Annotated in this window: 32 protein-coding genes and 1 tRNA gene; 8 read left to right on the top strand and 25 right to left on the bottom strand. The window is 52.0% G+C overall.

Going from position 1 to position 25,797, the window contains the following annotated elements:
• Position 1: 1 nt before the first annotated feature.
• The 6 genes from ETHHA_RS09505 to ETHHA_RS09480 form a co-directional block, all read right to left on the bottom strand.
• The gene (locus ETHHA_RS09505) at positions 2 to 811 is read right to left on the bottom strand and encodes a VirB6/TrbL-like conjugal transfer protein, CD1112 family (RefSeq protein WP_423219406.1); all 810 of its coding nucleotides are present in this window, start codon (positions 809 to 811) and stop codon (positions 2 to 4) included.
• 122 nt (positions 812 to 933) lie between these two features.
• Positions 934 to 1,149: a Maff2 family mobile element protein gene (locus ETHHA_RS09500; protein WP_013485766.1), complete on the bottom strand. Its 216-nt coding sequence runs from the start codon at positions 1,147 to 1,149 to the stop codon at positions 934 to 936.
• Positions 1,150 to 1,189: 40 nt separating this feature from the next.
• A complete protein-coding gene (locus ETHHA_RS09495) occupies positions 1,190 to 2,980 on the bottom strand; it encodes a VirD4-like conjugal transfer protein, CD1115 family (RefSeq protein ID WP_013485765.1) in 1,791 nt (596 codons plus the stop codon).
• A complete protein-coding gene (locus ETHHA_RS09490; protein WP_013485764.1) occupies positions 2,977 to 3,468 on the bottom strand; it encodes a PcfB family protein in 492 nt (163 codons plus the stop codon). The genes ETHHA_RS09495 and ETHHA_RS09490 overlap by 4 nt, the downstream gene beginning before the upstream one ends.
• A gap of 36 nt (positions 3,469 to 3,504) precedes the next feature.
• Entirely contained in the window at positions 3,505 to 3,717 is a 213-nt protein-coding gene (locus ETHHA_RS09485; protein WP_013485763.1) for a hypothetical protein, read from the bottom strand.
• Position 3,718: 1 nt separating this feature from the next.
• A complete protein-coding gene (locus ETHHA_RS09480) occupies positions 3,719 to 4,084 on the bottom strand; it encodes a DUF7768 domain-containing protein (RefSeq protein ID WP_013485762.1) in 366 nt (121 codons plus the stop codon).
• 171 nt (positions 4,085 to 4,255) lie between these two features.
• On the opposite strand from ETHHA_RS09480, the gene ETHHA_RS09475 reads away from it, so the two are divergent.
• The 5 genes from ETHHA_RS09475 to ETHHA_RS09455 all read left to right on the top strand — a co-directional run bounded on the left by ETHHA_RS09475 (position 4,256) and on the right by ETHHA_RS09455 (position 7,246).
• Positions 4,256 to 4,567: an ArsR/SmtB family transcription factor gene (locus ETHHA_RS09475; RefSeq protein ID WP_013485761.1), complete on the top strand. Its 312-nt coding sequence runs from the start codon at positions 4,256 to 4,258 to the stop codon at positions 4,565 to 4,567.
• A 92-nt stretch (positions 4,568 to 4,659) separates the two neighbouring features.
• Entirely contained in the window at positions 4,660 to 5,673 is a 1,014-nt protein-coding gene (locus ETHHA_RS09470; protein WP_013485760.1) for a permease, read from the top strand.
• 13 nt (positions 5,674 to 5,686) lie between these two features.
• Positions 5,687 to 6,448, top strand: a complete 762-nt coding sequence (locus ETHHA_RS09465) for a DUF2703 domain-containing protein (RefSeq protein ID WP_013485759.1) — start codon at positions 5,687 to 5,689, stop codon at positions 6,446 to 6,448.
• A 35-nt stretch (positions 6,449 to 6,483) separates the two neighbouring features.
• Positions 6,484 to 6,828 (top strand): thioredoxin family protein, encoded by a 345-nt coding sequence (locus ETHHA_RS09460; RefSeq protein ID WP_013485758.1) that lies wholly within the window; start codon positions 6,484 to 6,486, stop codon positions 6,826 to 6,828.
• 22 nt (positions 6,829 to 6,850) lie between these two features.
• Complete coding sequence (locus tag ETHHA_RS09455; protein WP_013485757.1) at positions 6,851 to 7,246, top strand: arsenate reductase ArsC; 396 nt, start codon at positions 6,851 to 6,853, stop codon at positions 7,244 to 7,246.
• 93 nt (positions 7,247 to 7,339) lie between these two features.
• On the opposite strand, the gene ETHHA_RS09450 is transcribed toward ETHHA_RS09455, so the two are convergent.
• The 18 genes from ETHHA_RS09450 to ETHHA_RS15615 all read right to left on the bottom strand — a co-directional run bounded on the left by ETHHA_RS09450 (position 7,340) and on the right by ETHHA_RS15615 (position 23,808).
• Positions 7,340 to 8,221: a DUF6017 domain-containing protein gene (locus ETHHA_RS09450; RefSeq protein ID WP_013485756.1), complete on the bottom strand. Its 882-nt coding sequence runs from the start codon at positions 8,219 to 8,221 to the stop codon at positions 7,340 to 7,342.
• 28 nt (positions 8,222 to 8,249) lie between these two features.
• A complete protein-coding gene (locus ETHHA_RS09445; protein ID WP_013485755.1) occupies positions 8,250 to 10,112 on the bottom strand; it encodes a DUF5057 domain-containing protein in 1,863 nt (620 codons plus the stop codon).
• 66 nt (positions 10,113 to 10,178) lie between these two features.
• Complete coding sequence (locus ETHHA_RS09440) at positions 10,179 to 10,769, bottom strand: hypothetical protein (RefSeq protein WP_013485754.1); 591 nt, start codon at positions 10,767 to 10,769, stop codon at positions 10,179 to 10,181.
• A 43-nt stretch (positions 10,770 to 10,812) separates the two neighbouring features.
• On the bottom strand, positions 10,813 to 11,406 hold the full coding sequence (locus tag ETHHA_RS09435) for a hypothetical protein (protein ID WP_013485753.1): 594 nt from the start codon (positions 11,404 to 11,406) through the stop codon (positions 10,813 to 10,815).
• 67 nt (positions 11,407 to 11,473) lie between these two features.
• Complete coding sequence (locus ETHHA_RS09430) at positions 11,474 to 12,403, bottom strand: ParB/RepB/Spo0J family partition protein (protein WP_013485752.1); 930 nt, start codon at positions 12,401 to 12,403, stop codon at positions 11,474 to 11,476.
• Complete coding sequence (locus ETHHA_RS09425; protein ID WP_013485751.1) at positions 12,360 to 13,178, bottom strand: ParA family protein; 819 nt, start codon at positions 13,176 to 13,178, stop codon at positions 12,360 to 12,362. Before ETHHA_RS09425 ends, ETHHA_RS09430 begins: the two co-directional genes overlap by 44 nt.
• Positions 13,179 to 13,454: 276 nt before the next feature.
• The gene (locus ETHHA_RS09420; RefSeq protein WP_013485750.1) at positions 13,455 to 13,646 is read right to left on the bottom strand and encodes a hypothetical protein; all 192 of its coding nucleotides are present in this window, start codon (positions 13,644 to 13,646) and stop codon (positions 13,455 to 13,457) included.
• 592 nt (positions 13,647 to 14,238) lie between these two features.
• Positions 14,239 to 14,664, bottom strand: a complete 426-nt coding sequence (locus tag ETHHA_RS09415) for a sigma-70 family RNA polymerase sigma factor (protein WP_013485749.1) — start codon at positions 14,662 to 14,664, stop codon at positions 14,239 to 14,241.
• A 610-nt stretch (positions 14,665 to 15,274) separates the two neighbouring features.
• Complete coding sequence (locus tag ETHHA_RS14630; protein WP_013485748.1) at positions 15,275 to 15,721, bottom strand: GntR family transcriptional regulator; 447 nt, start codon at positions 15,719 to 15,721, stop codon at positions 15,275 to 15,277.
• A gap of 5 nt (positions 15,722 to 15,726) precedes the next feature.
• Positions 15,727 to 18,333, bottom strand: coding sequence for an ABC transporter permease (locus tag ETHHA_RS09405; RefSeq protein WP_041686808.1), 2,607 nt, complete (start codon positions 18,331 to 18,333; stop codon positions 15,727 to 15,729).
• A gap of 2 nt (positions 18,334 to 18,335) precedes the next feature.
• Entirely contained in the window at positions 18,336 to 19,016 is a 681-nt protein-coding gene (locus tag ETHHA_RS09400) for an ABC transporter ATP-binding protein (RefSeq protein WP_041686807.1), read from the bottom strand.
• Between the two features lie 96 nt (positions 19,017 to 19,112).
• The gene (locus ETHHA_RS09395; protein ID WP_013485745.1) at positions 19,113 to 20,351 is read right to left on the bottom strand and encodes a sensor histidine kinase; all 1,239 of its coding nucleotides are present in this window, start codon (positions 20,349 to 20,351) and stop codon (positions 19,113 to 19,115) included.
• Positions 20,348 to 21,025, bottom strand: a complete 678-nt coding sequence (locus ETHHA_RS09390) for a response regulator transcription factor (RefSeq protein WP_013485744.1) — start codon at positions 21,023 to 21,025, stop codon at positions 20,348 to 20,350. The genes ETHHA_RS09395 and ETHHA_RS09390 overlap by 4 nt, the downstream gene beginning before the upstream one ends.
• Positions 21,026 to 21,470: 445 nt before the next feature.
• A complete protein-coding gene (gene istB / locus ETHHA_RS09385; protein WP_013485743.1) occupies positions 21,471 to 22,268 on the bottom strand; it encodes an IS21-like element helper ATPase IstB in 798 nt (265 codons plus the stop codon).
• The gene (locus tag ETHHA_RS16110; protein ID WP_156793973.1) at positions 22,265 to 22,408 is read right to left on the bottom strand and encodes a hypothetical protein; all 144 of its coding nucleotides are present in this window, start codon (positions 22,406 to 22,408) and stop codon (positions 22,265 to 22,267) included. The genes istB and ETHHA_RS16110 overlap by 4 nt, the downstream gene beginning before the upstream one ends.
• Positions 22,375 to 22,524: a hypothetical protein gene (locus tag ETHHA_RS16350; protein WP_423219390.1), complete on the bottom strand. Its 150-nt coding sequence runs from the start codon at positions 22,522 to 22,524 to the stop codon at positions 22,375 to 22,377. The genes ETHHA_RS16110 and ETHHA_RS16350 overlap by 34 nt, the downstream gene beginning before the upstream one ends.
• A 261-nt stretch (positions 22,525 to 22,785) precedes the next feature.
• Positions 22,786 to 23,484, bottom strand: a complete 699-nt coding sequence (istA, locus tag ETHHA_RS16105) for an IS21 family transposase (RefSeq protein ID WP_106919231.1) — start codon at positions 23,482 to 23,484, stop codon at positions 22,786 to 22,788.
• A gap of 108 nt (positions 23,485 to 23,592) precedes the next feature.
• Positions 23,593 to 23,808: a hypothetical protein gene (locus tag ETHHA_RS15615; RefSeq protein ID WP_013485742.1), complete on the bottom strand. Its 216-nt coding sequence runs from the start codon at positions 23,806 to 23,808 to the stop codon at positions 23,593 to 23,595.
• A 103-nt stretch (positions 23,809 to 23,911) separates the two neighbouring features.
• On the opposite strand from ETHHA_RS15615, the gene ETHHA_RS09370 reads away from it, so the two are divergent.
• Both ETHHA_RS09370 and ETHHA_RS09365 read left to right on the top strand, forming a co-directional pair.
• Entirely contained in the window at positions 23,912 to 24,196 is a 285-nt protein-coding gene (locus ETHHA_RS09370) for a type II toxin-antitoxin system Phd/YefM family antitoxin (protein ID WP_013485741.1), read from the top strand.
• Complete coding sequence (locus tag ETHHA_RS09365) at positions 24,180 to 24,497, top strand: type II toxin-antitoxin system RelE/ParE family toxin (RefSeq protein WP_013485740.1); 318 nt, start codon at positions 24,180 to 24,182, stop codon at positions 24,495 to 24,497. Before ETHHA_RS09370 ends, ETHHA_RS09365 begins: the two co-directional genes overlap by 17 nt.
• A gap of 98 nt (positions 24,498 to 24,595) precedes the next feature.
• Here the strand turns inward: ETHHA_RS09365 and ETHHA_RS09360 are convergent, their stop codons facing one another.
• Positions 24,596 to 24,952: a hypothetical protein gene (locus ETHHA_RS09360; protein WP_013485739.1), complete on the bottom strand. Its 357-nt coding sequence runs from the start codon at positions 24,950 to 24,952 to the stop codon at positions 24,596 to 24,598.
• Between the two features lie 494 nt (positions 24,953 to 25,446).
• Here ETHHA_RS09360 and ETHHA_RS09355 point away from each other — a divergent pair.
• A tRNA-Ala gene (locus ETHHA_RS09355) sits at positions 25,447 to 25,522 on the top strand.
• The last annotated feature ends 275 nt before the right edge of the window (positions 25,523 to 25,797 follow it).

The following is a 25,797-nucleotide window of genomic DNA, read 5'->3' as shown; positions in this document are numbered from 1 at the left end:
GTCAATGCGCGTTGAAGATGGATTTTGCGAGGCTTCCGGTCTTAAAAAGTGTAAAGCACAGCAGCACCGTATAGCCCATGCACGTCCAGATTGCCTTGCTGATGTCCGTGCTCACGCTGATGCTTTTTACCAGAACGGCATAAATCGCCACGCAGACGATGATGAGAAAGCCCTGAAAGCCGAGCGCGAACAGGGAGCGAAGATAGTTCTGCCCCATGCCGCCCGATTCCCGGTTCAGCATCGTCGCCATCGGGATCGGCGCGATGGATGTGGCTAAGTAGATTTCGATCATCCTCCCGTACACGATGATGAAAATGCAGATCGTGAGCGCCCACATGGTAAAGCCCACGAAAATACTCTGGAACCACAGCCCGAACAGGGGGCCGAGGTCCATTGCCATGAGCCGCGTCTGAAGGTTTGCCGTGACGGAACTGATGTCGATGGATGTGTCGGAAACGATGATTCCCGCCGCGCTGTTGACCACGCTCTGCGCCACGTCGAACACGCCCATAACGATATTCCATGTGTTGGTCACAATGAGGATGGCGCAGGCCGTTTTGAAAATCCACTTAAAGAAAACGGCGCTTTCGATGTCGTGAAAATTGTTTTTATCGGTAATGATCTGGATCAGTTCCAACGTCATGACGAACGCGAGGATCAGGCCCGCGATGGGCATCATGACGTTTTCGGACAGGCTCCGGATCATGTTGTAAATGCCGGTGTTCCACGCCTGCGGCGTCGTTCCCACCTGAGAGGCGATCTGCCCGACTTGGCTGTTCACGTTGTCGAACATGCCCGATAGGTTGTTCATGATGCCGCCGACGAGTATTTCTTTCAGCCATTCGGTAATCTGTTGCTTGATGAAATCCAAGCGGCATCACCTCCTTTCCCGCACCCCCGTGAATGGGGGCGCGGAGTATTTTGGCGTTGGCATCAGCCGAACAGGTTGGAGAGCAGCGGAACCAGCGTAATGCCGATCAGGGCTACGCCGCCGCCCGCCATGAGCTGTTTAATGCCTTGACTTTTCGCTCCCGGATTGTCGTTGCCGTAACCTTCCAGAAGGTTGATCGCGCCCCAAATGGCAAGGCCCGCGCCGAGGGCGATTACGAGGGTCTGGAGAACGCCGATTGCGGAATGAAAGAAACTCATAATGTACCTCCTAATTCTGGTTATGAATATAAAAAAGCCGCTATTCTGCGGCTTTCGGTTCCCCGGAGAGGTCAACGGAATACGTGTTGAACACCTCGTCCGGTTTTGACTTTAATTTGGTGGACAGAAATTTCTCAATATGGAAAGCGTTGCGGGAATCGTAGTCGGACAGGTACTTGTAGTTCGGGTGCTTTGTGATATCGTACTTGTCCGAAAGGAAAGGGCGAACGCCGCGAAGCTGGAGGATACATTTGCCGCCGTCAAGGACAGACAGCTCATCGACCGAAGCTAAATCCTTCCCCAATTTTTGATAATTGAGACTGTGGGATACTTCGCGGCCCCGGCTTTCGCCGGTGTTGTAGGTGTCGATTGTCTCCTTCCCAAGTGATTCGGTCAGTTCTTTCAGGGTCGTGCGTTCCTTGCCGCCGAGGAAGATGGCGCTGTCGCAGTTGCCGATGATCGTGTCGGAGTTGTCTTTGTACAGGGCCTTGAGCTGGCTCTGCGCCTGTAAAACAAGGCAGGCCGAGATTTCGCGGCTGCGGATAGTGGCGATCAGCTTCTCGAACTTGGGGATCTGCCCGATGTTTGCAAATTCGTCAAGCAGGCACCGCACGTGGACGGGCAAGCGCCCTCCGTACACATCGTCGGCCTTTTCACACAGCAGGTTGAAAAGTTGCGTGTAGGCCATCGAAACTAAAAAATTAAACGTGTCGTCGTTATCAGAAATGATGATGAACAGGGCGGTTTTGCGGTCGCCCAGCGTATCCAGCTCCAGCTCGTCGTAGGCCGTCAGGTCACGAAGCTCCTGAATGTCGAAGGGGGCCATTCGCGCGCCGCAGGAAATAAGGATCGACTTTGCTGTCTTGCCCGCCGCCAGCTTATATTTCTTATACTGCCGGACGGCGAAGTGGTTTGGCTTTTCCTTTTCCAGCGCCTCAAACATGAGATCCACGGGATTTTTGAATTCCTCATCATCTTCCCGAACTTCCGAGGCGTTGATGAATTCAATCAGTGTGGCAAAATTCTGTTCCTCGACCGGGGCCTCATAATGGATGTAGCCGATGAGCGCCGTATACAAAAGCGTCTCGGCTTTCACCCAAAAATCATCTCCTTCCTTGCCTTCACCCTTGGTGTTGGTAATCAGCGCTGTGACCAGCTTCAAAATATCTTTCTCCGAATGGATGTATGCGAAGGGATTGTAGTGCATCGATTTTTTGAAGTTGATGGTGTTGAGAATTTTGATGCGGTAGCCCCTGCGCCGCAGGAGAATTCCGCACTCCACGACGATGCTGCCCTTCGGGTCCGTAACAACAAAGCTCGTCGGATAATCCTTGGAATCGCACTGCATCAGGTTCGGCTTGATGAAAAACCGCGTCTTGCCGGAACCGGAACCGCCGACGACCAGAACGTTTTTGTTCCGGGACGTCTTGGGGTCCTTCGGTCGGCTGTTCATAGTAAGCCGTTCCGTCTGCGTGAGAATGACGTTGTTTTCAAAAACCGGGTCGATATACGGCCTGATGTCCTCGGCCTTGCCCCAGCGGGCCGAGCCGTATTCCACGTTTTTGCGGAATTTCTTGGCGTTTCGGCCCTTAACATAGACCGCCAGCCGGAGCGCGGCGGCGAGAAGGACGCCCACGGCCACATCAACCGGATGAAAGCTCGGCAGCGGGGAGGAAAACGCGGCGGTAAGGCCGTCCATCAGGTGCAGGAGTTTCCCGGAAGCGTCCGCACCTGCGGCCAGCCGCCACGCCTGCCCGAACTTGGTGGCGAACAGCGCGACGAACAGATACGGCAGATTCATCAGGAGCAGCTTTTTTGTTTTTGTATTCATCGCGCCCGCTCCTGTTCCTTATGTCTCACCCGGTCAACGGTATTCGCTTTGACCAGATCCTTGAACTGCCGGAGCCGCGAGAGGACGGAGGGCCTTTTCGCTCGGTTCACAGTTTTCGCGGTGAACTCGGTGAAAGCGGCGGTGAGCGCGTCCGCGTCCCGCGCCTTGAAAAAGACGAGATATTTCGGCGGCGACACGCTGCGGTCCTTTTTTACGGCGTAGTCTACGCCGTATTTCCGCGCCACGCGGTCAAAGAAACGGATGTTGCTGTCGGTGATTTCGATGTTGGATACGCCCGCGTTTTGCCCGACGAGCTGCTTCACCGTCTGCCTACCATGGGGAATTACTGGACCGGCGCGGGCCTTGGCGTTTTTCTTCTCTTTCCGGTGGGCCAGATACTTGGCAATTGCCGCTCTGAGCACCCGGCCCGTGAGCTTCGTGCCGCTGATGATGAGCGTCACGGAACGATTTTCAATTTCTTCCTGCAAACAAAACACCTCCTGTCATGGGAAAGCCGCCCTCCGTCACCGTTCATCGTGAGAGGGCGGCTTTTTCTTTGCCGGGGCCGGTTTCCGGTCATTTTTCTGTTCCTCGCTCTTTTTCACAAAAGGGGTGAGGACGGTTTCCTTGCTGTCCATATACATTTCCTCGGTTTTCTGCTGCGCCTGCTGGAGCTTTGCGATGGCGTCGGTCACGTCATTAAACAGCGAGTGGTACATTTTCTGATAATCCGGCACGTTATCTCCGCTCCTTTTCCGGGCATTTTTCCCGGCCCTGTCCCTTGACGGTGAGGATGCCGTCCAGCGTGGTGGCGGTGATGTGCAGCCGTTCCGCCGTGGCAATGTCGTTTTTCACGGTTTCGTCCACGTTCCTGCCGCAGACCACCAGCACATGGGCGCGGCGCAGAAAGTTGCAGGCGATGTCCACGCCGTCCTTGTGCTCCTGCGGAATGGCGTCGTTGAGGAAAAGCGGCAGGAACAGGACCGGGCAGATAGGCGAAAAGCCTGCGTCATAGACCTTGCGGCAATACCCTGCCGCGTCCTCGGTGTTTTCAATTTCGTTTCCGCCCCACGGGGCGGTGATGTATGCGAGGGGTCGTTTCATGGTGAAATTACTCCTTTCCGGTTTTTGTTGGGTTCAAAAACAGCCCGCGCGGGCGTTTACCATCCGGGCGGGCCGTAAACTGAATAATGATATTGCGTATTTCATATTGACAAAACTTGATTTGACGCATATACTAATACATATCAAATAATCTTGATATGAGGTGATAACTTGGCGACCGTTTATGAGGAAGACGCAAAAGTGTTCAAAGCATTATGCGATGAAAAACGGTTAAGGATACTTGAACTTCTGCGCGGCGGGGAGAAATGTGCCTGCGTTTTGCTGGAACAGCTGGACTTGGGGCAGTCAGGACTTTCTTACCACATGAAGATTTTGGTTGAATCGGGTATTGTGGAGAGTCGGCAGGAAGGCAAATGGACGCATTACAAAATCAGTGAAAAGGGCAGCGCCTATGCCAGTACTTTGCTCAAGAATTTGACTACACCGAATGCAGGTGCAGAAGAAAATACCTGCTGCAAATAGAAAAGCCATCCTGATGATGGCTTTTTTAGAGCAGAATACATCAAAATATTTTGATGTGATTGTCCTTTTATCGAAAGTGAGGTTTTTATCCAGTGCAAATACTAAAAGCAATTTGGGATTTCTTCCAGTATCAGATCCTTGCCATGAAATGGCTGGATGGGCTGATTGGAAGAGGCCTATCCGCTATTGGACTTGATACGTCGGCACGGCTGGGCGGAAGCATTGAATTCTTCCTGTACGACGTAATCAAGATTACGATACTTCTGTGCTCGCTGATTTTTCTCATCAGTTATATCCAAAGTTACTTCCCACCGGAGCGCAGTAAACGAATTCTCGGTCGTTTCCACGGTGTCTGGGCGAACTGCATTTCGGCGCTCCTTGGGACGGTGACGCCGTTTTGTTCCTGTTCCTCTATACCACTGTTCATTGGGTTTACATCTGCAGGGCTTCCGGTTGGTGTTACATTTTCGTTCCTGATTTCTTCCCCGATGGTGGATCTCGGATCGCTACTTCTGCTGATGAGCATTTTCGGTGCAAAAGTAGCAATTATTTATGTGATCGTTGGTCTAATCGTTGCAGTCGTCGGAGGCACGATTATTGAGAAGCTGCATATGGAACGGTATGTTGAGAGCTTTATCCTGTCAGCGGGCAGCGTGGACATTGAATCGCCGGACCTGACAAAAAAAGACCGACTGATTTATGCCAAGGAGCAGATGCTGTCCACTTTCAAAAAAGTGTTTCCCTATATTTTAGTCGGCGTCGGCATCGGCGCGGTTATTCACAACTGGATTCCGGCGGAATGGGTGTCGCTTGTGCTCGGCAGCAAAAATCCCTTTGGCGTCGTTTTGGCAACTCTTATCGGTGTTCCGATGTACGCCGATATTTTTGGCACAATTCCAATTGCGGAGGCACTGTTATACAAAGGGGCGCAGCTTGGCACAATCCTCTCATTCATGATGGCCGTAACCACGTTGTCCCTGCCGTCCATGATCATGCTCCGCAAAGCGGTGAAGCCAAAGCTGCTGGCGCTATTCATCGGTATCTGTACCATAGGCATTATCCTTGTAGGTTACTTCTTTAACGCGATTCAGGGGTTTATTATATAGGGAGGAAAGTATTATGGCAAAGACATGGTATCCTGTTATTGATTATTTAACCTGCGCAGAGTGCGGCACCTGTGCTGCAAAGTGTTCCCACGGTGTCTATGATTCCGCAAAGGCTCCGTCACCCGTCGTAAAAAATCCGGAGGCCTGCATTGACCATTGCCATGGCTGCGGAAATCGGTGCCCGGTCGGCGCGATTACCTATGTCGGCGACGATACCGGTTGGACACCGCCGAACGGCGCACAGGAGTCCAAAGAAGCCTTCTGTTCCTGCGGATGCGAAACATCTTCTGAAAAGAAAATTGTCGTTGAGTATCTCTATCTTGATTTGCAGACCTGTAACCGCTGCATCGGAACGGACACTGTGCTTGATGAAGTAATGGAGACGCTTACCCCCGCGCTGCAGCTTGCCGGTTTTGATATCGAGTATAACAAAATCGAGATGAAGACGGCGGAGCTTGCCGAGCGGTTTAGGTTTCTTTCCTCTCCGACGATCCGTGTAAACGGTCAGGATATTTGCGGGTTCGTGAAAGAGAACAGTTGCGGATGCTGTAGCGAAATCAGCGGAACTGATGTTGACTGCCGGGTATTCGAATACAATGGGGAAAGTTATGAAGTGCCTCCCAAAGAAATGCTTGCCGAGGCAATTCTGAAAACCATATTCGGAACGACAGGCAATTGTTCCTGCGTCGATTATAAACTGCCGGATAATCTGAAAACTTTTTACGAGGGTAAAGCCAGTAAATCAGCATGCTCCTGCGGGAGTAATTGCTGCTAACCAATAACAACAACTTATAAAGGAGCGTAATGAATATGTCACTGTTCGAAAAGAAAAAGGAAGAAACAACCTCCTGCTGCTGCGGAGGAAACTGCGATGCGGAAAGCATGGCAAAGGCTGAGAGCGCTAAAACCGAGGGCGCGAGTGTAAAGGTGCTTGGAAGCGGATGCGCAAAATGCAACCAGCTTGAAGCAGCTGCCAAAGCAGCGCTGGAGCAACTCGGCATGGATACGACGATTGACCATGTGACCGATTTCTCACAGATCGCGGCCTATGGTGTCATGTCAACGCCTGCCCTTGTGATAGACGGAAAGGTGGTCTCTTTCGGCAAGGTTTTAAAGACCGAGGAAGTTGTGAAGATTCTGCAAAAAGTCAGATAAATTTTATAAGGACGGTTTTAGCATGAGTAAACCAAAGGTAGCCTTTATCTGCGTCCATAACTCCTGTCGGAGTCAGATCGCCGAGGCACTGGGAAAGCACCTTGCCGCCGATATCTTTGAAAGCTATTCCGCTGGCACGGAATTGAAAGACCGTATAAACCCCGATGCGGTTCGCCTTATGAAGCAACTCTATGGAATCAATATGGAACAAAGTCAGCGTCCGAAGCTACTTGAGGCACTCCCTCCCGTGGATGTGGTTGTTACAATGGGCTGCAATGTGGAATGTCCGTATCTGCCATGCAAGCGCCGTGAGGATTGGGGACTACCTGACCCAACGGGGAAAAGCGATGCAGAGTTCATTTCCGTAATGCATACAATTGAGGATAAGATTACAGACTTAGCAAAATCATTAAAATAGAGACAAAACATATTGGCCGGCAGTTTAATGAAGAACTGTCGGCCTTTGATTTTACGCTGCGAATCTCTGTGAAATTGCCTCTTCCAGAAATAACTACCGTCCGGGTGGACCGTTTCCGTACATGTCGTGATTGACCAGCGCCGAGTAGTAGCTGCTGATGGTGGTCGGAGCCTGATACAGCGCGGTCAGGATGTAGCTTCGGATATTGCGGATGTCGGTGGTGTTTTTGTCCAGACATTCCAGTACATACTCGATGTGGCTGTCGTCGAGCTTCAAAAACCTGCTTTTCACCGTTTCGGCGGGCATGTCCTCACCGGCGATTCGGATTTCCTTTTTCCGGCTGCATACGGTGTCGAGCAGGATGTTCACAATTTCGTCCAGACGCTCCGGGTCGCATCTCTGACGCAGGACGTCGTAGGAAATATTCTCCTTGATGATTTCGCGGTAGGAATCCGTCGCATCCATCGCATCAGCCGGTGCAACGGCCTCCGGTTTCCTGTCTGCCGGATTGGATAGATGCGTATTTGCTCCATACGTATTTAATTTTTTAGGGATATTAGTTCCCTTAGTATTTAATTGCGCGGGGTTTTCCGTATCCGGTTTCTCCATATCCGGGTTATCCAGATACGGCTTTTCCGTATCTGGTGAATCCGTATCCGGCAAAGGTGTACCCGGCGGCTTGCGCGGTTGTTCATAAATGGTGTATTCGGTGTCCGTGATGCGTCCGTCTTTGCCGCGAAGTTGGCGGCGCTCCATATAGCCCGCGTTTTCCAGCTCCTTGAGCGTCTTTCCGATGGCGTCCACACCCTCGCGACAGATGGAGGCAAGGCCCCGCGTGGTGTAATCCCAATCGTCCGGAAGGGAGAGCATCATGGACAGCAGCCCTTTCGCTTTCAGGGACAAGGCCCTGTTTTTCAGGTGATGGTTGCTCATGACCGTGTAGTCCCGCGTCCGTTCCACACGAAAAACCGCCATTTGTATCACTCCCTTCCATATGGCTGGTTCAGTCTGAAATCGTGAAATTTAGGGTCAGCTCATGTGACACATTCGTTGCCTTCGCCCATGCCAGACCGAATTTGGCGGTAAGCGCCAGATTCCCCGACGCTCCGTTTGCTCCGAGCGTACCTAAAGGTACTTCCGACGCAAGATCATCTGTGTAAACGGGCGTTGCCCGGTCAACCGCCGTCCAGCCCGAACCGGATATTTTGCTGATTCCCACACCTAGTGCCATCTCACTTCCGGTCTGCGCCGCCGTCAGGCTGTTCCAGTCTGAATAAGCCGTGGGGGCGGCGTCACCGATTCCGGAGGTCGCTTTCAACTCCGCGACGGAAACCCGGACTGGAAATGTGGAATGGTTGGTGATCGGAATGTCCGGTGCGGTGAACGGTGTATCGCTGTTCGGGTCAATGGAATAGCCGATACTGACCGGATGGGTTACGGAGACGAGTTCGTCCGTATGGTAGTGCGCGACGGTTGAAATGTTTCCGGCATTGTCCACAGCGGCGATATGGATGTAAAAGCTGCTGCCGGACGGGCGGGAAAAAGTGAAGCTGTCCGATGTGGTCGTAATGCTCCCGTCCGGGACGGTATCCGGCTTGTCGTCCACTACGATGGAATAACCTTTCATCCCTGTTTTTAGGGATGTCGATATAACCGGGGAATCGTATTTCGCGCCGTCGTTCTGGCCGGTGGCCTCCACATAATATTGATAGCCGGTCGCGTTGTCCTGCGAAGAATAGTTGACGGTGTACTGCGTCCGGCCGGGATTGTGCGTGACGCCGGAAATTACCGGTTCGTCCGGCGCATCCAAATCCTGCCCCTTGTGGTCGTTCCAGCTTGTGTCGGTCGTGATCTGCGCAAGGTAAAACAGGGTGTTTGCCGTAACACGCTGCTCGTCCGGCGTCGCCTCGCCGTTGGAATGGCCGGTCTGAATCATGGCGCAGTTTGACCAGCTCGTCAGATAAAACGTATTCGTACCTTGGCCATTCTGTCCGGTTGCTTCCGCGCTGCCGCTATAGGTGTAGGGCTGCTGATAGGTCATCCAGACATCCCCGAAAGCAAGCTGGTTGGAATGGGACATCGGAACATTCAAAACTGTACCCACGTCCCCGATTTTCCAAGGGTAATTGGTAAGCAGGCCCTTCTTGGAAATCTTAATCTGCGAACTGCCGAGCACCGTATAGTGCGGGATGGTCTGAATATCGCAGTAGTGCGCGAGTTTGAAGAAATTCGGCATGGAGATTGTATCATTGTCCACCATCGTGTCATGCCCGAACAGAACGCCGCGCCCGGTTTTGATAAAAGCGTCGGTCTTGGTTTCCGCTACGGCGGACAAATCCTGACTGGCGAAAGCGTCCCATGCTCCGAAATACAGCACGTCGTATTTGTAACTGCCGTCTGCGTTTTTCAGATAAGCGTCCGGGTTCGCGTTGAAATCGGAAATCGACACGGCGTCCACGGAAATGAGGCCCTTGCCGTATCCCTTGGAATCGTATTCGTTCGGCGTTTCCATCCACATTTTGAGGGACGCCGACTTTGGCAGGGTGTAACTTTTACCCTTCCATGTCGTAAAGGAAACAGTCGGCGCGACAACGGGATAGATGTTCAGAACCTTCGCGTTGTCTTTGGCGGGAATGCTCTGAAAGGTTGATTCATGCGCGGATTTGGAATAGAGCATGTAGCTGTACGGCTGGCTTTTGTCGCTGTTTGTCCAGTTCAGCGCCACAAAGTTCCCGGACGGGTTCGGCGTCGCGGTCAGTGTCAGAACCGATGCGGCGGAGGCCGCAAATGCGGGTGAAGCACCGGACAGCAGAATCCCGGCGGCAAGCAGAGGCGCGAGAAAAAGCCGCCTGAATGATTGTTTCAAATAAAAATCCCCCTTTCGGCGTGAAAGGTCGGCCGGGAAAATCCCGGCCGATTCCCACTTGTGCCTTTATGCGAGCTGGAACTGAAAAACAAGCTGATGGTTGGCCGTGTACGCCCCGTCGAAGGCGAGGCCGTAATCTGCTGTCAGGAACAACGCGCCGGAAGTGCTCGGATTCAGCGTCCCAACCTGTAACGGCGAATCGTTCACCGCCCAATGGGTGGAAGTGCTGTAGCCGCTGTTCCAGCCGGAGTTGCCTTTGGCCGCAACGCCGAGCGCGATGTACTTTTTGGAATCCCCGAGGTTGAGCGAACGCCACGCTTTTGCGGACGGATCAACGTCGGTAAAGGTAAGAGAGCCGCCCGACGCGGCTTTCAGGGATTCCACCGTGGCGATCACCGCAACTTTGGTGTTGTTGGTCACGGTAATGTCCGGCGCGGTAAAAGTTTCGGCGTCCGGGCTGATGGCGTAGGCCACGTTGATCGGGTGGGTGACGGAAATGGTCAGCGGCGAGATGGAGCCGTTGATCGTCACGTTGCCCGTGACGCTGCCCGTACCGGTGTCGGTCTTGTCGGCGGCGAACGCCGGGACTGCCGCCGTCATGCCGAGCACGGCAAAGGTGACGATGCCCGCGAGAACTCTTTTGAATCTGTTTTTCATTTGAAAACCTCCATACTTTTATTTCAACCGCAAAAGCGGTTGATTACGAAACGGAAAGACGGATTTTGTAGTCGGCCATTCCGAGGTAAGCCTTGGTATCCTTGTTGTAATACCGAATCGTCGCCATCACGCTGTAATTCCCGGATGAAACCTGACGGGACAGGGTAAGCCCGTCGATGTGCTGCCCCGGATAGATCGGCGCGGATTTCGCCACGGTTTCGCCGTTCAACACGATTTCACACTGCATAATGACGGTGTTGGAGGAGGGATTCTCCACTTCCCATGTACCGGTGCTGCCTTTCGCACCGCTGGAAAAGGAAGCCTGCGCGCTTACCTTGTCGGTGACGGTGACTTCCTGCTTTTGAAGCCGGGACAGGATTTCCTGCCGTGACGGGGTGCTGCCGCTTCCCGGCTCCGCGCTCCCGGTATCGTCCAGAGACCGAACGGACGATGAAGAAGCGGAACTGGATGGCGACGGGCACGGGCAGGGATAGGGATGCTGATTTCCGCAGCTTCGCAGCAAGAGCAGCAGGAGAAGCAGCAACAGCAGAAGAATCGCAAGAATGTACGGCCATTTGCGCTTTCGCTTTTTATCCTCCTTTTTACCTTTACTTTCGTTGACTTGTTCAGTTGTCATGCGGTTTCCTCCATTCATTCAGACATAAAAAAAGGCGCTCCTTTCGGAACGCCTGAAACGTCGTGTATTATCTCTCCTGATCCCGCTGCCGTCTTTTCTGCCATCCGTCCAGCAGCCGGATAATGACCTGCTCCATCTGCTGCGGGGTATACGATTTTGGGAAATATTTTTGGAGCTTATCCGCCTTAATGGTCAGGTCGTTTTTCTCCGGCTTCTTCTCCTCCGACATGATGGCAAGCATACTGTCCTCGTTGAGATGCCCCTCCTGACTGAATTTTTTCAGCCGCTGGGCCTGCGAGAGCGAGGGGGTGGCCTGTTCGCTTTCGATGGTGTCCAGTAAAAGCGTCTGTTCCTCCGGCTTGAGGTACGACAGCTCCACGGCGGGGGTCATGGCGATTTTTTTATCGTCCACCATCTGTTGAAGTTCCGGCGACAGCTCGTTCAGCCGGATATATCGGCGCACAGTATCGCCACTGATATTGGCTCCTTTCGCTATTTCATCATCACTACGGAAATTAGCCGCAACTTGCGGCACATTTTCTTTGGATGGTCGTCCAGCCTGCCGCCGTATGGCCTCCAGCTTCATTTTGTACGCCTTGGCCCGTTCGCTCGGCAGGATATTTTCACGCTGGATGTTGCTGTCAACCATGATAATGGTCGCGGCGTCATCGTCCAGATCGCGGACGATCACCGGCATGGTGGGAAGCCCCGCTAGTTCGCAGGCGTGTTTGCGCCGGTGGCCGGAAATCAGCTCATAGCCGCCGTCCGCGCGGGAACGGACGATGGCGGGAACCAATACGCCGTATTCCTTGATACTTTCCACGGTTTCTTTCATGGAATCATCGTCCCGTACCTGAAACGGATGGTCGGGGAACGGGTGCAGCTCCGAAAGCGGCATATCCGTGACCTTTTCCCGCTTGGCGTCCTCGCGGGTTTCCTCCGTGGAGAAAATATCATCGTAGCTGTTCAGACTTATGTTTTTGGCGCTGCTTTTCAATCTTCAACACCTCCTTCGTCAACTCCCGGTACGCTTCGGCGACCTTGCCCTTCGGGTCGTGAGCGAAAATACTCCTGCCCTCCGCGCTGATTTCGGCGGCGCGGACGGAATGGGGAATTTCCACATCAAATACTTTCAGCTTTGAGCCGTAGGTATCACGCAGCAGGGCGCTGATTTCTTTGGCGTAGTTGGTACGGCTGTCCACCATTGTCAGCAGAATGCCGTCAATTTTGAGCTTCGGATTGATCTGCCGCCGCACCTTGTTGATTGTCTGCAAAAGCTGTTCGAGGCCCTTGGCCGGTAGATACTGCGCCTGAACGGGAATAAGAACGCTGTCGGCTGCGGCCAGCGCGTTGACGGTCAGCATCCCCAGCGTTGGGGGACAATCCAGAAGCACGTAGTCGTATTGGCGCTTCACGCCGTCCAAATATTGCTTCAGGACCTTCTCGCGGCTCATGGCGTTGACGAGCGAAACCTCCATTCCGGAAAGTTCGATGTTGGCGGGCATGAGATCGACGCCCTCGTCATGATGCAGAAGTCCCTCCCTTGGGTCTATGGCTTCATCCGTCAGCACCTTACCCATCACCGTCGCCAGCGTCACAGACAGTTGGTCGGGCTGGGAATTGCCCAAACTGATGGTCAGGGAACCTTGCGGATCGCTGTCCACCAACAGCACCTTTTTCCCTTCCTGCGCCAGCCCGATGCCGAGGTTGGCGCAGGTCGTGGTCTTGCCGACGCCGCCCTTTTGGTTGGCAACGGCAATTACGTTTGTCATTCGACTTTTCACCTCCCGCTGAAATAAAAAAGGACGTTCCATAAGCAGGAACGTCCTAAAATGATATGCAATTCGTCATTCAGCCGGGTTTTTCAGGTTTGAGAGAGGGTTTGGCCGAGAGCCACTTCGCCGCAAACCCGCATGAATACTGAGCTTTTGCTTCTTCATTTTCACCTTCCCGAATAACGCATGTTCAATGTTCTTTTTTCAAGGTACAGGCTCTATGGAAATTATCCCATAGCGGACAACGAAATGCAAATGTGTCGGGGGAGGCCTTTATTCAGAAATGGAGCGCAGATAGGCACCTTTGAGCGTTTCCCGCACCTGCTTCATCGCGGTATCGTTCGAGGCGGCGGCAAAGTGCATCGTGACGGAACAGCCGTCAATTTCAGTTTGTAAAATTTCCGGCGCAGAAAGATTGGAGCCAGCAGGCAGATTTACCAGATGCAGTTCTTTGGAAAAGCGCATGAAAATACACTCCTTTCGGGACTTGGAAGATGGAACACCATGCGCCACAAGCGCGGCAACCGGCTTGTGGCGACAAGTCTTCCATCTTCGAGATGAAAGCGCAAATCGTATTTACGAACATCATACCGTATTCTCAGGGCGGCGCTGGGCCTCCCCTCAGCTCTCCCCCGGTATGGGGGAGCATTCAGGCTTATCGGTGGCTTGTGGCGCTTGAAGCGCCCCGGTATCCGTGATACTGCCGACAGGTGGTTTGGCAGTTGCGAGCTGCCCACGCCTTGTTCGCGGTATCCCCCCGCCAAGGGGCGAATGGACGGTATCCTTTTCGCTGCGGGTCATGGCAACCGGCGAACCGCACCGGCATGCGGGAACAAATGTGTCGCTCGTGCCTTAGATGCGATCTGTGTTGACGGGCCTCTCTGGCAAGCCCGCAAGCAGTCATGGCGTTTATCCCGCGTCGCTTCGCCGCAACAGCGGCACACAGCGGAAGGAAAGCCTGAATACTGGATATTCTATTTTCAAGGTGCTGGGCGAGGGGCTGAAAAAACGTCCCTCTATATACCATGAGAAAAATCGGCAAATCGGGAAAAACTTTTTATAGAAATTTCAGCAATTCCTTTCTGATGTACCGCAGACCGCACTGGATACTGATATTGAGAGCACGCTTCGTGATGCCCGCCTCCTTCGCAATCGTCGATTTGCCGACACCCAAAAAGTAGAGGGTGTAAATACGCCGAGCCTGCTTCTTCGGCAAGGTTTCCAGGATCGCAAGGATATGTGTGACCGTTGATTCACGATCAAAAACATATTCGACAGACGGCTCCTTGTGTAATATGGCCTCCTCAATGCCGTCGTCTTGGTCAAGGGAATATTGCGCCTTATTGTAGAATCTGCGACGCTGGTAAGCTCTCTCATTCTGCTCCGACGCGATAAAAGCATCTGCCACCTCGTCCGAGACTTCGATGAAACTGTCGGTTGCATAAAGAGAAGGGTAATAATCCCGAAGATTAATGGTTGTCATTTTGATTTCTCCGTTTTGATGTTCTGGGTGGGAACAAACCAAAACAGAGAAGGCGGTGATCGGCAACCCGGATGTCCTGTTATTTCGCGTTGATCAAAATGGACAATAAAAAATGCCGGACAGCAAGTTTACGACTTGCTGCTCGACATTTTTCGACACTATCAGGAGCTGAATGCTGATTGAAAAATTAATTATAATTTTATTTGATGATGCTTCAGATTCTTTGGAATAAAGACAATTTTCTACCAAAGCAGTCATTTTAATTAACCACTGAAACAACTTGCTCACAAAACCGCCCCCCAAATGCCACTTATAGCGACACGCCGGGAACCGACATGCATGTCATAATTGAACCAACTGTTTGCCCAATATTAAAGCGAGGCTAAAGCGCATAGCACCTTAGCCTCGCTCTATACAGGAGTTTCATTTAAAAAAGCAGGTAAACCACATCAAGTTTCAGATTGTCATTTTGCATTTAGTTCCATACGGAGCGTCGCTTAGTTTCTTTGCACAATGGCCTGATTTCCCAAGCCCTTCAAACTTACATTGTTTTTGTAAAATGGTGTATTATAGGCTAAGTTGGTTTTCACGTTGTTATTACCTGATTGTGTTATGTGGTTGACGAGAGATATGTCGAACCGCATTTCTCCATTAAATGCTTTTTATAAGTTTCAACATCAAAATAAGCCTGCCGGATGCGAAAAATCACTTCCGCCTGATCCACATGCATTAAGTATAGCTCAAAAGCAATTTCATACAACTCATCAAGTCTTTTTTCGTACTCCAACTGCAAAATGTGCTTTGCATTTTCAGAGATCAACCACTTCTCACTGTGGTATACATAGATTATATTCTGATCTTTCAGAATAGTATACGATTTTTGCACGGTGTTCACGTTTATATTCAAGTGAGACGCCAATGTGCGCAAAGACGGTAATACCGTATCGGTCTTCCAAATATCCAATAAGATGAAATGCTCAATCTGCACAATGATCTGTTTGAAAAGCGGAACGGAAAGTTTTTTGTCAATATGGAACGCCTCACAGATATCTTCCATCACGGTTACTCCTGCGCCCGAATCTCATCGACGATTGGCGCGCGCAACATCTCGCGGATAGAGGAATACCCGGCGAGCAGGCCCAGTCCAATGGAGAAGAGGAATGACAGAAGCAGAAAAATCGCCGGCGATTGTGCATCTGCGGAGATAATGTACCCAAATTGTTTTAACAGCAAAAGCTGGATGGGATAACCGATAATGCCGCCCCATATGGAACCAATCAGTCCATACAGGCCGCATTCCAGCAGCAGCATGCGCAGAAGCTGCCCTTTGTCCATACCCACCGCGCGGGACATGGCGATCTCCCGCTTACGCCCTTGCAGGTTGGCGTGCACCGTGTTGAAAATATTGATGCAGCAGATCAGGATAATGACCCCCGCAAACCCATAGACGAAAATCTGCATGATGAGAAACATATTTCGGCTGGTTTTGGAGCTTTGGTAGTCTGAGGAATAGCCAAGCCCAGCCGGTCTGGCAACCGTCTGTGCCAGATTCTGCATTTGGGCATCGGCTTTGTCTTCGGCTCCTTTGACATATCGAATACGCAGCGACAAATCGGCCGTTTCGGAAGAAGAAGTCCACTCATATGGGTCATACTGTGCCGCCCGCTCCTGCGGCACAAGAATGTAGCCTTCGGCGTTATATGCATACCACGGCTTTTCCGCCAGAACGCCCGCGATTTTTACAATAAAATCTCGTGAGAGGAGCGGTGTGCTCATCCGGTGCTGTGAAAGATTAAACTGAAGCGTGTCACCCACCTGATAATCGGCAAAGCGCAGCGTCGTAATGCGGCCTCGGCCCGAAGTCAGCGTTTCTGTCTGGCAAAAGAGCACGCCGTTTGGCATGGCAAGCAATTCGTCATAAGTGGGCGCTTTTCCCGTAAACTTTAAAGTTTTGTAATTTTGCCGGTTGATGCTCAAAATATTGACCCCGGCCAGCAGGGTGTCACTTTGCGATTTGTCCACGCGGCTCGTTCCTGTAAACGCTTTATAAGCCTCCAAGTATCCGGACGGAACCCTCTTGATCGGTATTTGCATGGAAAAGGTCGATTCGAATGTTCGCTGGACGGCGGCCACATATGGGCTCTTTGCCGCCTCGCTTTCCAAGGTGTTCAGCGCCGTGGTGGACTGTGGCTGTCTGATGTCGTCCAAAAAAAACTGGTAATCGCAGCTCATCCCGTTGACAACATTCTGAATGGACGCGCCGATGCCGATGGTGAATCCGCCCACCGCAAAGAACAGCACCACGCTGACGATGACGGACAATAGCGTCGTGCGAAACCGCTTGGGGTTACGCCGGATGTTTTTGGCCGCCAGCAGGGCGGGAAAACCGAACAGTTTGCCCAACACACGGCCACGCCTGTTGTGCCGAATACGATCATCCCGATAGGTTGCTCCGCCGCGCACCGCCTCCACCAAAGAGACGCGTGTGCCGGTGCGGATGGGTCCGGCAGCGGAAAGCAGCACGGTGAGCAGGCTCAAAGCAGCGGCAGCCCCGAAAGGCCACGCGGACACCGCCAACGCAAAATGGCCGAATTCATTTGGGTCTATGCTGCGGATGGCATAGGTGACGATACCGATGGCCAGCGCGCCGCCGCCAAACCCAACTGGCAGCGAAATGCCCCAAAGAATGAGCGCCTCGGAAAGCACCAAATGGCGTACCTGACGCGGCGACGCGCCCAAACACCGCAGCGTGCCGATCTGCCCGATCTTTTCCGAAACCGACATGGCAAATGCATTGCGGATCACCAACGACGCCACCAAAAGAATGACAATCGCCAAAATCAGAAAAACAGAGATGAAAATCGTCCGGATACGGGTGTTGCTGGATTGCCCCAGCCAGTCTACCAGACCATTTTCATGGATGTTGTCTTTGGAAATCCCCGCCGCCAGCACCGCTTTCACGACGGAATCATAAAAGGGCAGCCCCGACTTGATCTGCACATAAGCGGAATAAGTATGGCCGCCACCGGACGGCAGTGTCGTAACCGCCTCCTGCGCCGCGCTCCACTGCCATTGTGCGGAACCCACACGGTAAAAGCCGACCACGGTAAAGGTGCGCGTGCCGGTTTGTGTAAACGTCTTATCAAACTTCTGGCCAGATCCATTGGCAGACTCCGCGTAGGCGTATGTTCCCACCGGAAGGGTAACGCTGTCTCCCATTGCGGGTGCGGATGCAAATAGAGAAAGTGCTCCGGTACTGAGCGCAATTTCGCCGCTGCTTTTGGGCATGCGGCCCTTGGTGAGCGTAAAGGGCAGCATAGAACGCGCCGCCGCATCCGTTTCCCGAAGGGTTAAATACGGCTTTGCCTGCACCGCTGTGTTGCGCAGTTTGTCTTCTAAAAATAGGGCGGTATCCTCCGCCGTAATACCTGCCCTTTGAAACAAGACGTTGTGTGCCAACGTCTGCGCCTGCGCCTCTGTCTGGATGCCTGTGATCTGATAATGCCAGCTTCCGGTGCTTGCCGTCGCGCTCTGAATCTGCATGTTCTGAAAGCTGGAGATGAGCATGCCGGTGCCCGCCACCAGCGCGACCGCCAGCGTGATGCCGATTGCGGTGAGGATGGAACGCTTTTTCTGCATGCGCATGTAGCGCAGGCTGAGGCCAAACATGTTCACGCCCGCGCCCTCCCTTCCACCACCTGCCCATCCTGCATGCGGATGACGCGGTCGGCCTGCGCGGCGATGGCAGGATCATGCGTGATAAGGATGAGCGTCTGTCCGAATTTGCGCACGGAGTTTTTGAGCAGCGTGATGATCTCGCGCCCATTTTGCGTGTCAAGGTTGCCGGTCGGTTCGTCCGCAAGCACGATGGCGGGTTTGTGGATGATGGCACGCCCGATGGCGACGCGCTGCTGCTGCCCGCCCGAAAGCTGGTTGGGCAGATGATTTCGCCGCTCGGTCAGCCCCAGCGTGTCGATCAGTTCGTTCAAAAATGCCGGGTCCGGCTCTTTGCCATCCAGCGAAAGCGGCACCTTGATGTTTTCTTCCGCTGTCAACACCGGGATGAGGTTGTAAAACTGAAAAACAAAGCCGATCTTTCGCCTTCGGAAGACGGAAAGCCCTTTTTCGCTTTCTTTGTAGATGTCTCGGTTTTCAATCAACACTTTGCCGGAGGTGGGCAGATCCACTGCGCCCAACATGTGCAGCAAAGTAGACTTGCCGCTGCCGGAAGCGCCCGCGATGGCGACAAATTCACCCTGTTCCACCTCGATATTCACGCTTTTCAGTGCCTGTACGGCGGTCTCCCCCTTGCCGTACACCTTGCACAAATCCTTTGTCATGACAATACGCATCTGCAATTCGCCCCTTCTCCTGATCCTATTTTCTTGCCCGCACCTCCATTTTGACGCGCTTATCTTATTTTAAAGTGAATTTCAGGTGAAGATTTCTTAAGATTGGGACGGAGGAAGCTGTTTAAGGAAAGTCACAATAAAGGCGCTGCCTTGTCCCGGCGTGCTGTCCGCGAAAATCTCACCGCCGTTTTTTTCGATCAGTTCTTTGGCAAGAGAAAGTCCGATTCCGGCATTTTGCGTATGCGCGCCGCCTTTGCGGTAGAATCGCTCGAAGATGTGCGGGATTTCCTCCGGCGTGATGCCTTCGCCGTTATCCTTCACGTGCACCGATACCGTTAGCGGCGTTTCTTCCGCGCGGATCATGACCGTGCCGCCTGCGGGCGTGTGCTCCAGCGCGTTTTTAATCAAATTGGCCAGTGCTTCAGCCACCCATTCCGTATCGTGCCTGAAATGCAGATCAGGGGAAACCTGTGCGTCCAGACGAATCTGTTGCCGCTGTGCCCATTCGGTAAAGGGCTCGACGGTCTCCTCGACTGTGTCCACCAGATAGGCATCGCGTAGGTTCATCCGTATTGCCCCCGCTTCCACGCGCGCCATTTTCAGCAAACCCTGTACCAGCCAGTCCGTGCGCTCGATCTGCCGTTTGCTGCGCTGCAAAAAGTCCACGCGCTGTTCAGTCGATAAGTCAGGCTTTGAAAGCAGGATGTCACAGTACATCCGCAAGCCCGCCAAGGGCGTTTTGATCTGATGAGAAATGTCCGAGAGCAGGTTTTTCAAAAAGTTCTTGTCTTTTTGAAGCGCCTGCACATGAAAATCCGCGCGGCGTGCCAGAGCGGAAACCGCTTCTTCTAAAGCAGCGTAATCCCCATCCTCCCGGTTGGATTCGGCATCAGAAAACTCACCCGAAGCGATCTTCTGCGACAAGCCGCGGAACTTGCGGTTCATGCGGACAGCATAGCCTCCAAACACCGCAAGAGCGGCCAAAAACAAAGCGACGGCGCACGCGGCAAACGTGAGTATCTGCCGGTCAAAAATCTGCTGGTAGGTGCGGCTGGCAGCAAGCGGCAGCTCTTGATTGTAACTGTAAGGTGCAAGCAGATTTTGACCAGCGTCCAAGTCCGCCGACGTCGTTTCCCCGGTGAGGATAGAGAGCGATTTTGTCGGTTGGCCGCGCGCCATGCCGCCCGCCAGTGCGATATCCTGCCGCACGAGCGCCGCCGTCATGGCCTGTCCGTTTTGCCACAAAACCATGAGAGCGGTCATCGTTAGCACGGCAAACAGAGACAAGAACAGCAAAAATGTACGTCGAAATCCTTTGCTTCTCCAAAGATTCATGTCGCATGCTCCTCTAACCGATAACCCAGCCCGCGCACGGTGCGGATGGAAACCCCGCTGCCTGCCGTACTGAGTTTCTCCCGCAGGTGCCGGATATGAACGGAAAGTGTGTTGTCATCCACGAAATCGCCCTTGCCGTCCCATAAAGCGTCTAAGAGCTGGCCGCGTTTCAGAATCAGTCCCGCGTTACGCGTCAGCAAGGAAAGCAGACGGTATTCCGTCAACGTCAGACGCAGATCCTGCTCTGCCGCAAAAGCGCGCCCCTGTGCGTCATCCAGACGCACACCTCCACAAAATGGTGCTTGAGGCGGCTGTGTGTTCCGGCGGCGCAGATGCGCCCGGATGCGGGAAAGCAGAACATCCAGCTTAAACGGTTTGGTCACATAGTCGTCGCCGCCACCGTCAAGCGCCGTAATAGTATTCGCCTCATCATCACAGGATGTTAAAAATAAGATGGGAACATCCGAAAATGCGCGGATCTCTTTGCAGAGGTCGTATCCATTACCGTCCGGAAGCATGATGTCGAGCACCACCAAATCAAATTTGTTCTTGAAACTGGCTCTGGCTTCGGCGGCACAAGCGGCATGCAACGTTTTAAAACCTTCTTCTTGAAAGGTAAAAAGCAAACCGGCTGCCAGATCAGTATCATCTTCTATCAACAATATGTAGTCCATATTTTTGATTATCCTTCCATATAAATTTCTGATAAAATAACAAAAGTATTTTTATGGTCATAGCATATCACAATATCTTCTGCATGTGCAAATAACTGAACTAACCCGTGTGTGCCCGCGCGCGCAAGCAATGCCTTCGGGTACCCGAAGGCTGCTTGTTGAGGGCATCCCGCCCCCCATCCCCCTGGCAAAAATGGGCCTCGCGGCCATTTTTGCGAACGCCCCTTTCAGGGGCGGCTGTGCATCCTCGCGGACGCCATGAGGTGCGCTTTTGCGCCATGAAATCAAACGCATTTCTCACTGTTTTCCCCGTTCCTGTTCACGCTGCCTGTCCGGCAGATCTACCCGCAAAATTTGATCCACGTTGTGTCAACGCCGATTTGAATTTGCAGGTTTTCGCCAGTTAAAAAATGCATGAAAACAGCGGTAAGGAAATGTTGAAAAATTAGTTTTGGCCCTGCTCGAAAAGGGTGTTGACGATGTGCTGCTTCTGCTTCATGTACTCCTTTCGCTCTTTAAGGCGATAGCTCTCACCCTTGATATTGACAACGGTGCAGTGGTGCAAAACACGGTCTAGGATTGCAAAGGCGATAGTGACGTCGGCGAAGATCTCATTCCATTGGGAAAAGGTCTTATTGGAGGTAAAGATCGTGGAGACTCTCTCATAACGTCTCGCAATCAGTTGAAAAAACAGATTCGCCCCCTGAATATCCATCGGGAGATAGCCAATTTCGTCAATGATGAGCATTTTGTACTTGCCCAGAGTTTTGAGCTTGTCCGGTAGTCTATTCTCAAAATGAGCCTTTTTGAGCTGCTCAATTAGGGTGTGGCAGTTGATGTAATAGGTGGAGAATCGATGCTTGGCGGCAACCAGCCCCAGTGCTGAGGCCAGATGGGTCTTGCCCACACCGGGCGGGCCGAGGAAGACGATATTCTCTCCGTTTTCAAGGAAACGCATGGTAGCCAGTTCTTCAATCTGGCGCTTGTCAATGGAGGGCTGGAAACTGAAATCAAAATCCTCCAACGTTTTTTTGATGGGAAATCCGGACATTTGCACCTGCTTTTCATAGGCGCGTCGCCGTTTTGACAATGCTTCCTCGGCAAAGATATGGTCGAGCACATCTACAACGTTAAGTTCGTCCTTTACAGCTCTTTCAAGATAATTGTCCAATATCTCCAGCGTGTTTTTCATCTTAAGGCTTTCGAGGTTTTCCCTGAGACGTTCCATCGTCAGTTCCGTCATAGCAGCACCTCGTCATACCGGTTCAAATCGTGTTGTTGGATAGGAAGGTCGATGACACTGTCGCCGTCCAGCAGGGTGTTTTCTGTATCAAAGGATTGCTTGACGGTCAGCCTGCGATAATGATGGGCATTGACGACCATGTCTTTTTCTGGTAGGATATTCGGTGCAGGGCAATTTGCTTTCCTTCATAGTAGACAGCAAGCACGTTGTCCAATGCTACGACTGCCACATCTTCGCCGGCGTATTCCGATGGCACGGAATACTGATTACCGCCGTACGAGATGAGGCAGTCTTTTTGTACCCGGCGCAGATTGATTTTGTCGATGATATATTCACGTTTAAGAGGGTTAAGGCCCTCTTTTTTAGTCTCTCGAAGGGAATTTCATTTGTTGTGGCGTGGACTTTCCCATTGACCTTATTACACCATGCGAGGGCCTGGCCATTGAGGTCGTCAAGTGAAGAGTACTTGATGCCAATCATGAAATTATCCCGTACGAACTGTACCGTGCGCTCTATTTTACCCTTTGTCTGGCCTCGGTATGGCCGGCACAGCACATGGCTTGAACCCATAGAATCCGGCGAAATCCTCAAACTGCCGGTTGAGGGTACTGTCTTCCTGCTTCAGCAGCCGTTTGATGACGACCTGCTTCATGTTGTCATACAGAATTTCCTCCGGGTAACCGCCTAAATACCGGAACGCGTTGGCATGGCAGCGGATCAGAGTGTTGGTACTCATGTCGGTCACAAACTCTATGTACCGTGTCCGCGAGTACCCCAAAATGAACAGAAAACAGTACAGCTTTTTCAGCTTCCCATCCTCCGGCACGGTGTGATCCTCAAAAAACGCCCAGTCCATCTGCCCTTGAAGTCCCGGCATCGTTTCAAACCGCACCGTTGCTTTCTCGTCCAACTGTTCCTTCTTGTTTCGCACGTATTCCCGCACGATGCTGTGCCCACCCTCGAAGCCCTGCTCCTGAATTTTCTCCAGTATCCGCTCCGCTGAGTACGGCGCTTCCTCCAGCCATACCGTTATCTGCTCCTTGTAGGGGTCCAGCTTCGACGGCTTCGTTGCGCTCAGGCTGTATACCGGTCGCGCCTCGCTCTCGGCGTATTTCTTCGCCGTCCTCGGGTCAATGTTGTACTTGCGCGCTATCTCTGTGTAGCTCAGTCCTTTTTGCCGGTCGCTTCGGATATCCATCCGGTTTGCTCCTTCCATTTTGACACCCTTTCCGCCTGCTGCTTAACAGACAGATTTGAGTGTACCATATTGCATCCCTTTCCGCTGCAAACCTACATTTTTTGACCGGCGTTTTTCTTCATTTTATCACTGGCGCTGACAGTACGAAAGTGCATCCTTTCCGCCCATATTTCCCTTGAACCAATGCCAGAAACCGTTGCTGATTTTGAGACTGCCGTGCGTGGTCGTGCTGTATTCATGGGGGCCGGTGCGTACCAGCTCGTCCGGCTCGTATCGCTGCATATAGGAAAGCAAGTCCCATTCTTTGGCGCGGGCAATCTGTTCCTTGTTAACGCCGGGCAATTGGCCCTCCTTTTGACATTCAAACTGCTTTACACCGAATGCCGCGCATAGTATAATAAGGGTATTATAAGCATACAATGATGATACAAGTGGAGGTGCAGCTATGACGATCAAGCCATCGGCGGCAATTCGTAAAAATTACAATGAAATTGCGGAACTCTGCAAAACTTCCGGCGAACCGATCTACCTGACCCGAAACGGGGAAGGCGATCTCGTCGTGATGGACATTGAGACGTTTGCCAGACGGGAAAGCATGCTCCGCCTACGGGAGCGCCTTGTGGAAGCCGAAGAAAGCCGACTGAATGGCAATGCGGGCCATTCTATCAAGGATGTTGCCGCTTTGATGCAAAAAGCCGTTCAGGAGACATTGCATGGAAGCCGACAATAAAAAATACAAGGTGATCGTATCAGACGGCGCGACACAGATGCTCGTCACGCATGCGCGTTTTTTGGCAAAAGTCAGCGAAAAAGCAGCTAACGACCTGATTGCCGAATTTACTGAAAAAGCAACATCCCTCGAATCTTTTCCCGGACGTAATCCCTGGGCAGATGATCCGAATCTGCCGGAAAGGAAATATCGGAAGCTCCCATTGGGAAAATGGCTGCTGATGCTTTATCAAGTCCGGTCGGATTCCGTTTACATTGATTATGTGGTGGATTGCAGGCAGGATTATGGTTGGTTGAAGTAACTTTGCTGTGTGGAACGACCTGCATAAATATCCGATCCGGTTCGTTTGAAATGCGAACGGGATCGGATATTTTATATTGCTCTTATAAAAAGCCGGATTTACCGTACCCCGGCTATGAAATCCTCCATTGTTTCGTTGAAATCCAGTGCATAAACATGCATAAAATACGCAAAAGCTGCGTCGTTTTGAAATTCAGTTTTCAATTTGCTGGTGAATTCAAGGCCGATTTGACGATATAAAATCTGCAATACGCCGAACATCTCTGCGTATCGTTTTTCCTCATCCAGAAACGAAAACAGGGAACGGAGTCGGTTAATCAGTTCTTCATCGTCTTGCGCGATCTCCCACACGGTTTCCACAAATGGCTGCACGACTGCATTGGCGGTCAAAACCAGTTGCCCTGTGTCAATCAAAGGGGCAGGGGAGGCCTTGCTTTGAATCGGTTTTTCCTTCATAAAATGATCCCTCCATTTACAGTCAGAGGGCATCTGAATTTATGTGGGAGGCGAACCCTTCGCGGTCGATGTGGCTACACCCCACGCCGTATACATTTTTATGCATATTGTTTTTCCAGAGTGTGCGTTTTTTCGGTGAGGCAGTTCTCTGGAATGGCGCGGTGAAATCCGGGACAAAAAGAAACAGCCAAACGCATTTTTTGCATTTGACTGTAAAAGTTACACAAAATATTGCAGGCGATCCCGCTGTACTGTTCAATATTCGTATAAGATTTTTAACGAAAACTGAACACTGCGCGAGAGCGTACGGTTCGCATCCGTAAGGTCAAGAGGTGGTTGTAAAACCACAAAGCGGACTTGAGCGAAACTTCCACGGTAACCTGTCTCACCACATACAAATTCCCCTTGGTTTCGAAGTCACAGATTTTATTTGGGTTTTCGCCATCCCCCCAGGGTGGTTTGAAAATATAGCACAGTTCCTCACAATTTCATATGGGGGTGTAGCTCAGCTGGGAGAGCGTACGGTTCGCATCCGTAAGGTCAGGAGTTCGATCCTCCTCATCTCCACCACAATTCGTCTGAAAAGTCTGATTTTATCAGGCTTTTCAGATTTTTTATGCCCATTTTTAACGTTTATTCCCCACTTTGATAAAAACAAGGGGTCCGTCCCTGCATCGTAGCAACCAGATTCCTTACGCCGACCAGATGGATCGCGCGTTTCAGATTATACGCAAGAAAGCTCAGCCCCAGTTCCGCCGTGGCTTTTTCCTCGCCCTGCAGAGGAAATAATGCGCGCCATGATACCTTTTTACGCGCACCGGATTGGTTCTCCCCCAATATAATCT

The sequence above is a fragment of the Ethanoligenens harbinense YUAN-3 genome (assembly GCF_000178115.2).
In the GTDB taxonomy this organism is placed as follows: Bacteria; Bacillota; Clostridia; order Oscillospirales; family Ethanoligenentaceae; genus Ethanoligenens; species Ethanoligenens harbinense.
The sequence above is the reverse complement of the archived record's forward strand: the minus strand, read 5'-3'. Positions and strand labels throughout refer to the sequence as shown.

Coding starts and splice junctions, on each gene's coding strand:
- ETHHA_RS09505 (WP_423219406.1), bottom strand. CDS start 811: ATGAACAACCTATCGGGCATGTTCGACAACGTGAACAGCCAAGTCGGG.
- ETHHA_RS09500 (WP_013485766.1), bottom strand. CDS start 1,149: ATGAGTTTCTTTCATTCCGCAATCGGCGTTCTCCAGACCCTCGTAATC.
- ETHHA_RS09495 (WP_013485765.1), bottom strand. CDS start 2,980: ATGAATACAAAAACAAAAAAGCTGCTCCTGATGAATCTGCCGTATCTG.
- ETHHA_RS09480 (WP_013485762.1), bottom strand. CDS start 4,084: ATGAAACGACCCCTCGCATACATCACCGCCCCGTGGGGCGGAAACGAA.
- ETHHA_RS09465 (WP_013485759.1), top strand. CDS start 5,687: ATGGCAAAGACATGGTATCCTGTTATTGATTATTTAACCTGCGCAGAG.
- ETHHA_RS09460 (WP_013485758.1), top strand. CDS start 6,484: ATGTCACTGTTCGAAAAGAAAAAGGAAGAAACAACCTCCTGCTGCTGC.
- ETHHA_RS09455 (WP_013485757.1), top strand. CDS start 6,851: ATGAGTAAACCAAAGGTAGCCTTTATCTGCGTCCATAACTCCTGTCGG.
- ETHHA_RS09450 (WP_013485756.1), bottom strand. CDS start 8,221: ATGGCGGTTTTTCGTGTGGAACGGACGCGGGACTACACGGTCATGAGC.
- ETHHA_RS09440 (WP_013485754.1), bottom strand. CDS start 10,769: ATGAAAAACAGATTCAAAAGAGTTCTCGCGGGCATCGTCACCTTTGCC.
- ETHHA_RS09435 (WP_013485753.1), bottom strand. CDS start 11,406: ATGACAACTGAACAAGTCAACGAAAGTAAAGGTAAAAAGGAGGATAAA.
- ETHHA_RS09425 (WP_013485751.1), bottom strand. CDS start 13,178: ATGACAAACGTAATTGCCGTTGCCAACCAAAAGGGCGGCGTCGGCAAG.
- ETHHA_RS09420 (WP_013485750.1), bottom strand. CDS start 13,646: ATGCGCTTTTCCAAAGAACTGCATCTGGTAAATCTGCCTGCTGGCTCC.
- ETHHA_RS09415 (WP_013485749.1), bottom strand. CDS start 14,664: ATGACAACCATTAATCTTCGGGATTATTACCCTTCTCTTTATGCAACC.
- ETHHA_RS14630 (WP_013485748.1), bottom strand. CDS start 15,721: ATGGAAGATATCTGTGAGGCGTTCCATATTGACAAAAAACTTTCCGTT.
- ETHHA_RS09405 (WP_041686808.1), bottom strand. CDS start 18,333: ATGTTTGGCCTCAGCCTGCGCTACATGCGCATGCAGAAAAAGCGTTCC.
- ETHHA_RS09400 (WP_041686807.1), bottom strand. CDS start 19,016: ATGCGTATTGTCATGACAAAGGATTTGTGCAAGGTGTACGGCAAGGGG.
- ETHHA_RS09395 (WP_013485745.1), bottom strand. CDS start 20,351: ATGAATCTTTGGAGAAGCAAAGGATTTCGACGTACATTTTTGCTGTTC.
- ETHHA_RS09390 (WP_013485744.1), bottom strand. CDS start 21,025: ATGGACTACATATTGTTGATAGAAGATGATACTGATCTGGCAGCCGGT.
- istB (WP_013485743.1), bottom strand. CDS start 22,268: ATGACGGAACTGACGATGGAACGTCTCAGGGAAAACCTCGAAAGCCTT.
- ETHHA_RS16110 (WP_156793973.1), bottom strand. CDS start 22,408: ATGGTCGTCAATGCCCATCATTATCGCAGGCTGACCGTCAAGCAATCC.
- istA (WP_106919231.1), bottom strand. CDS start 23,484: ATGGAAGGAGCAAACCGGATGGATATCCGAAGCGACCGGCAAAAAGGA.
- ETHHA_RS09370 (WP_013485741.1), top strand. CDS start 23,912: ATGACGATCAAGCCATCGGCGGCAATTCGTAAAAATTACAATGAAATT.
- ETHHA_RS09365 (WP_013485740.1), top strand. CDS start 24,180: ATGGAAGCCGACAATAAAAAATACAAGGTGATCGTATCAGACGGCGCG.
- ETHHA_RS09360 (WP_013485739.1), bottom strand. CDS start 24,952: ATGAAGGAAAAACCGATTCAAAGCAAGGCCTCCCCTGCCCCTTTGATT.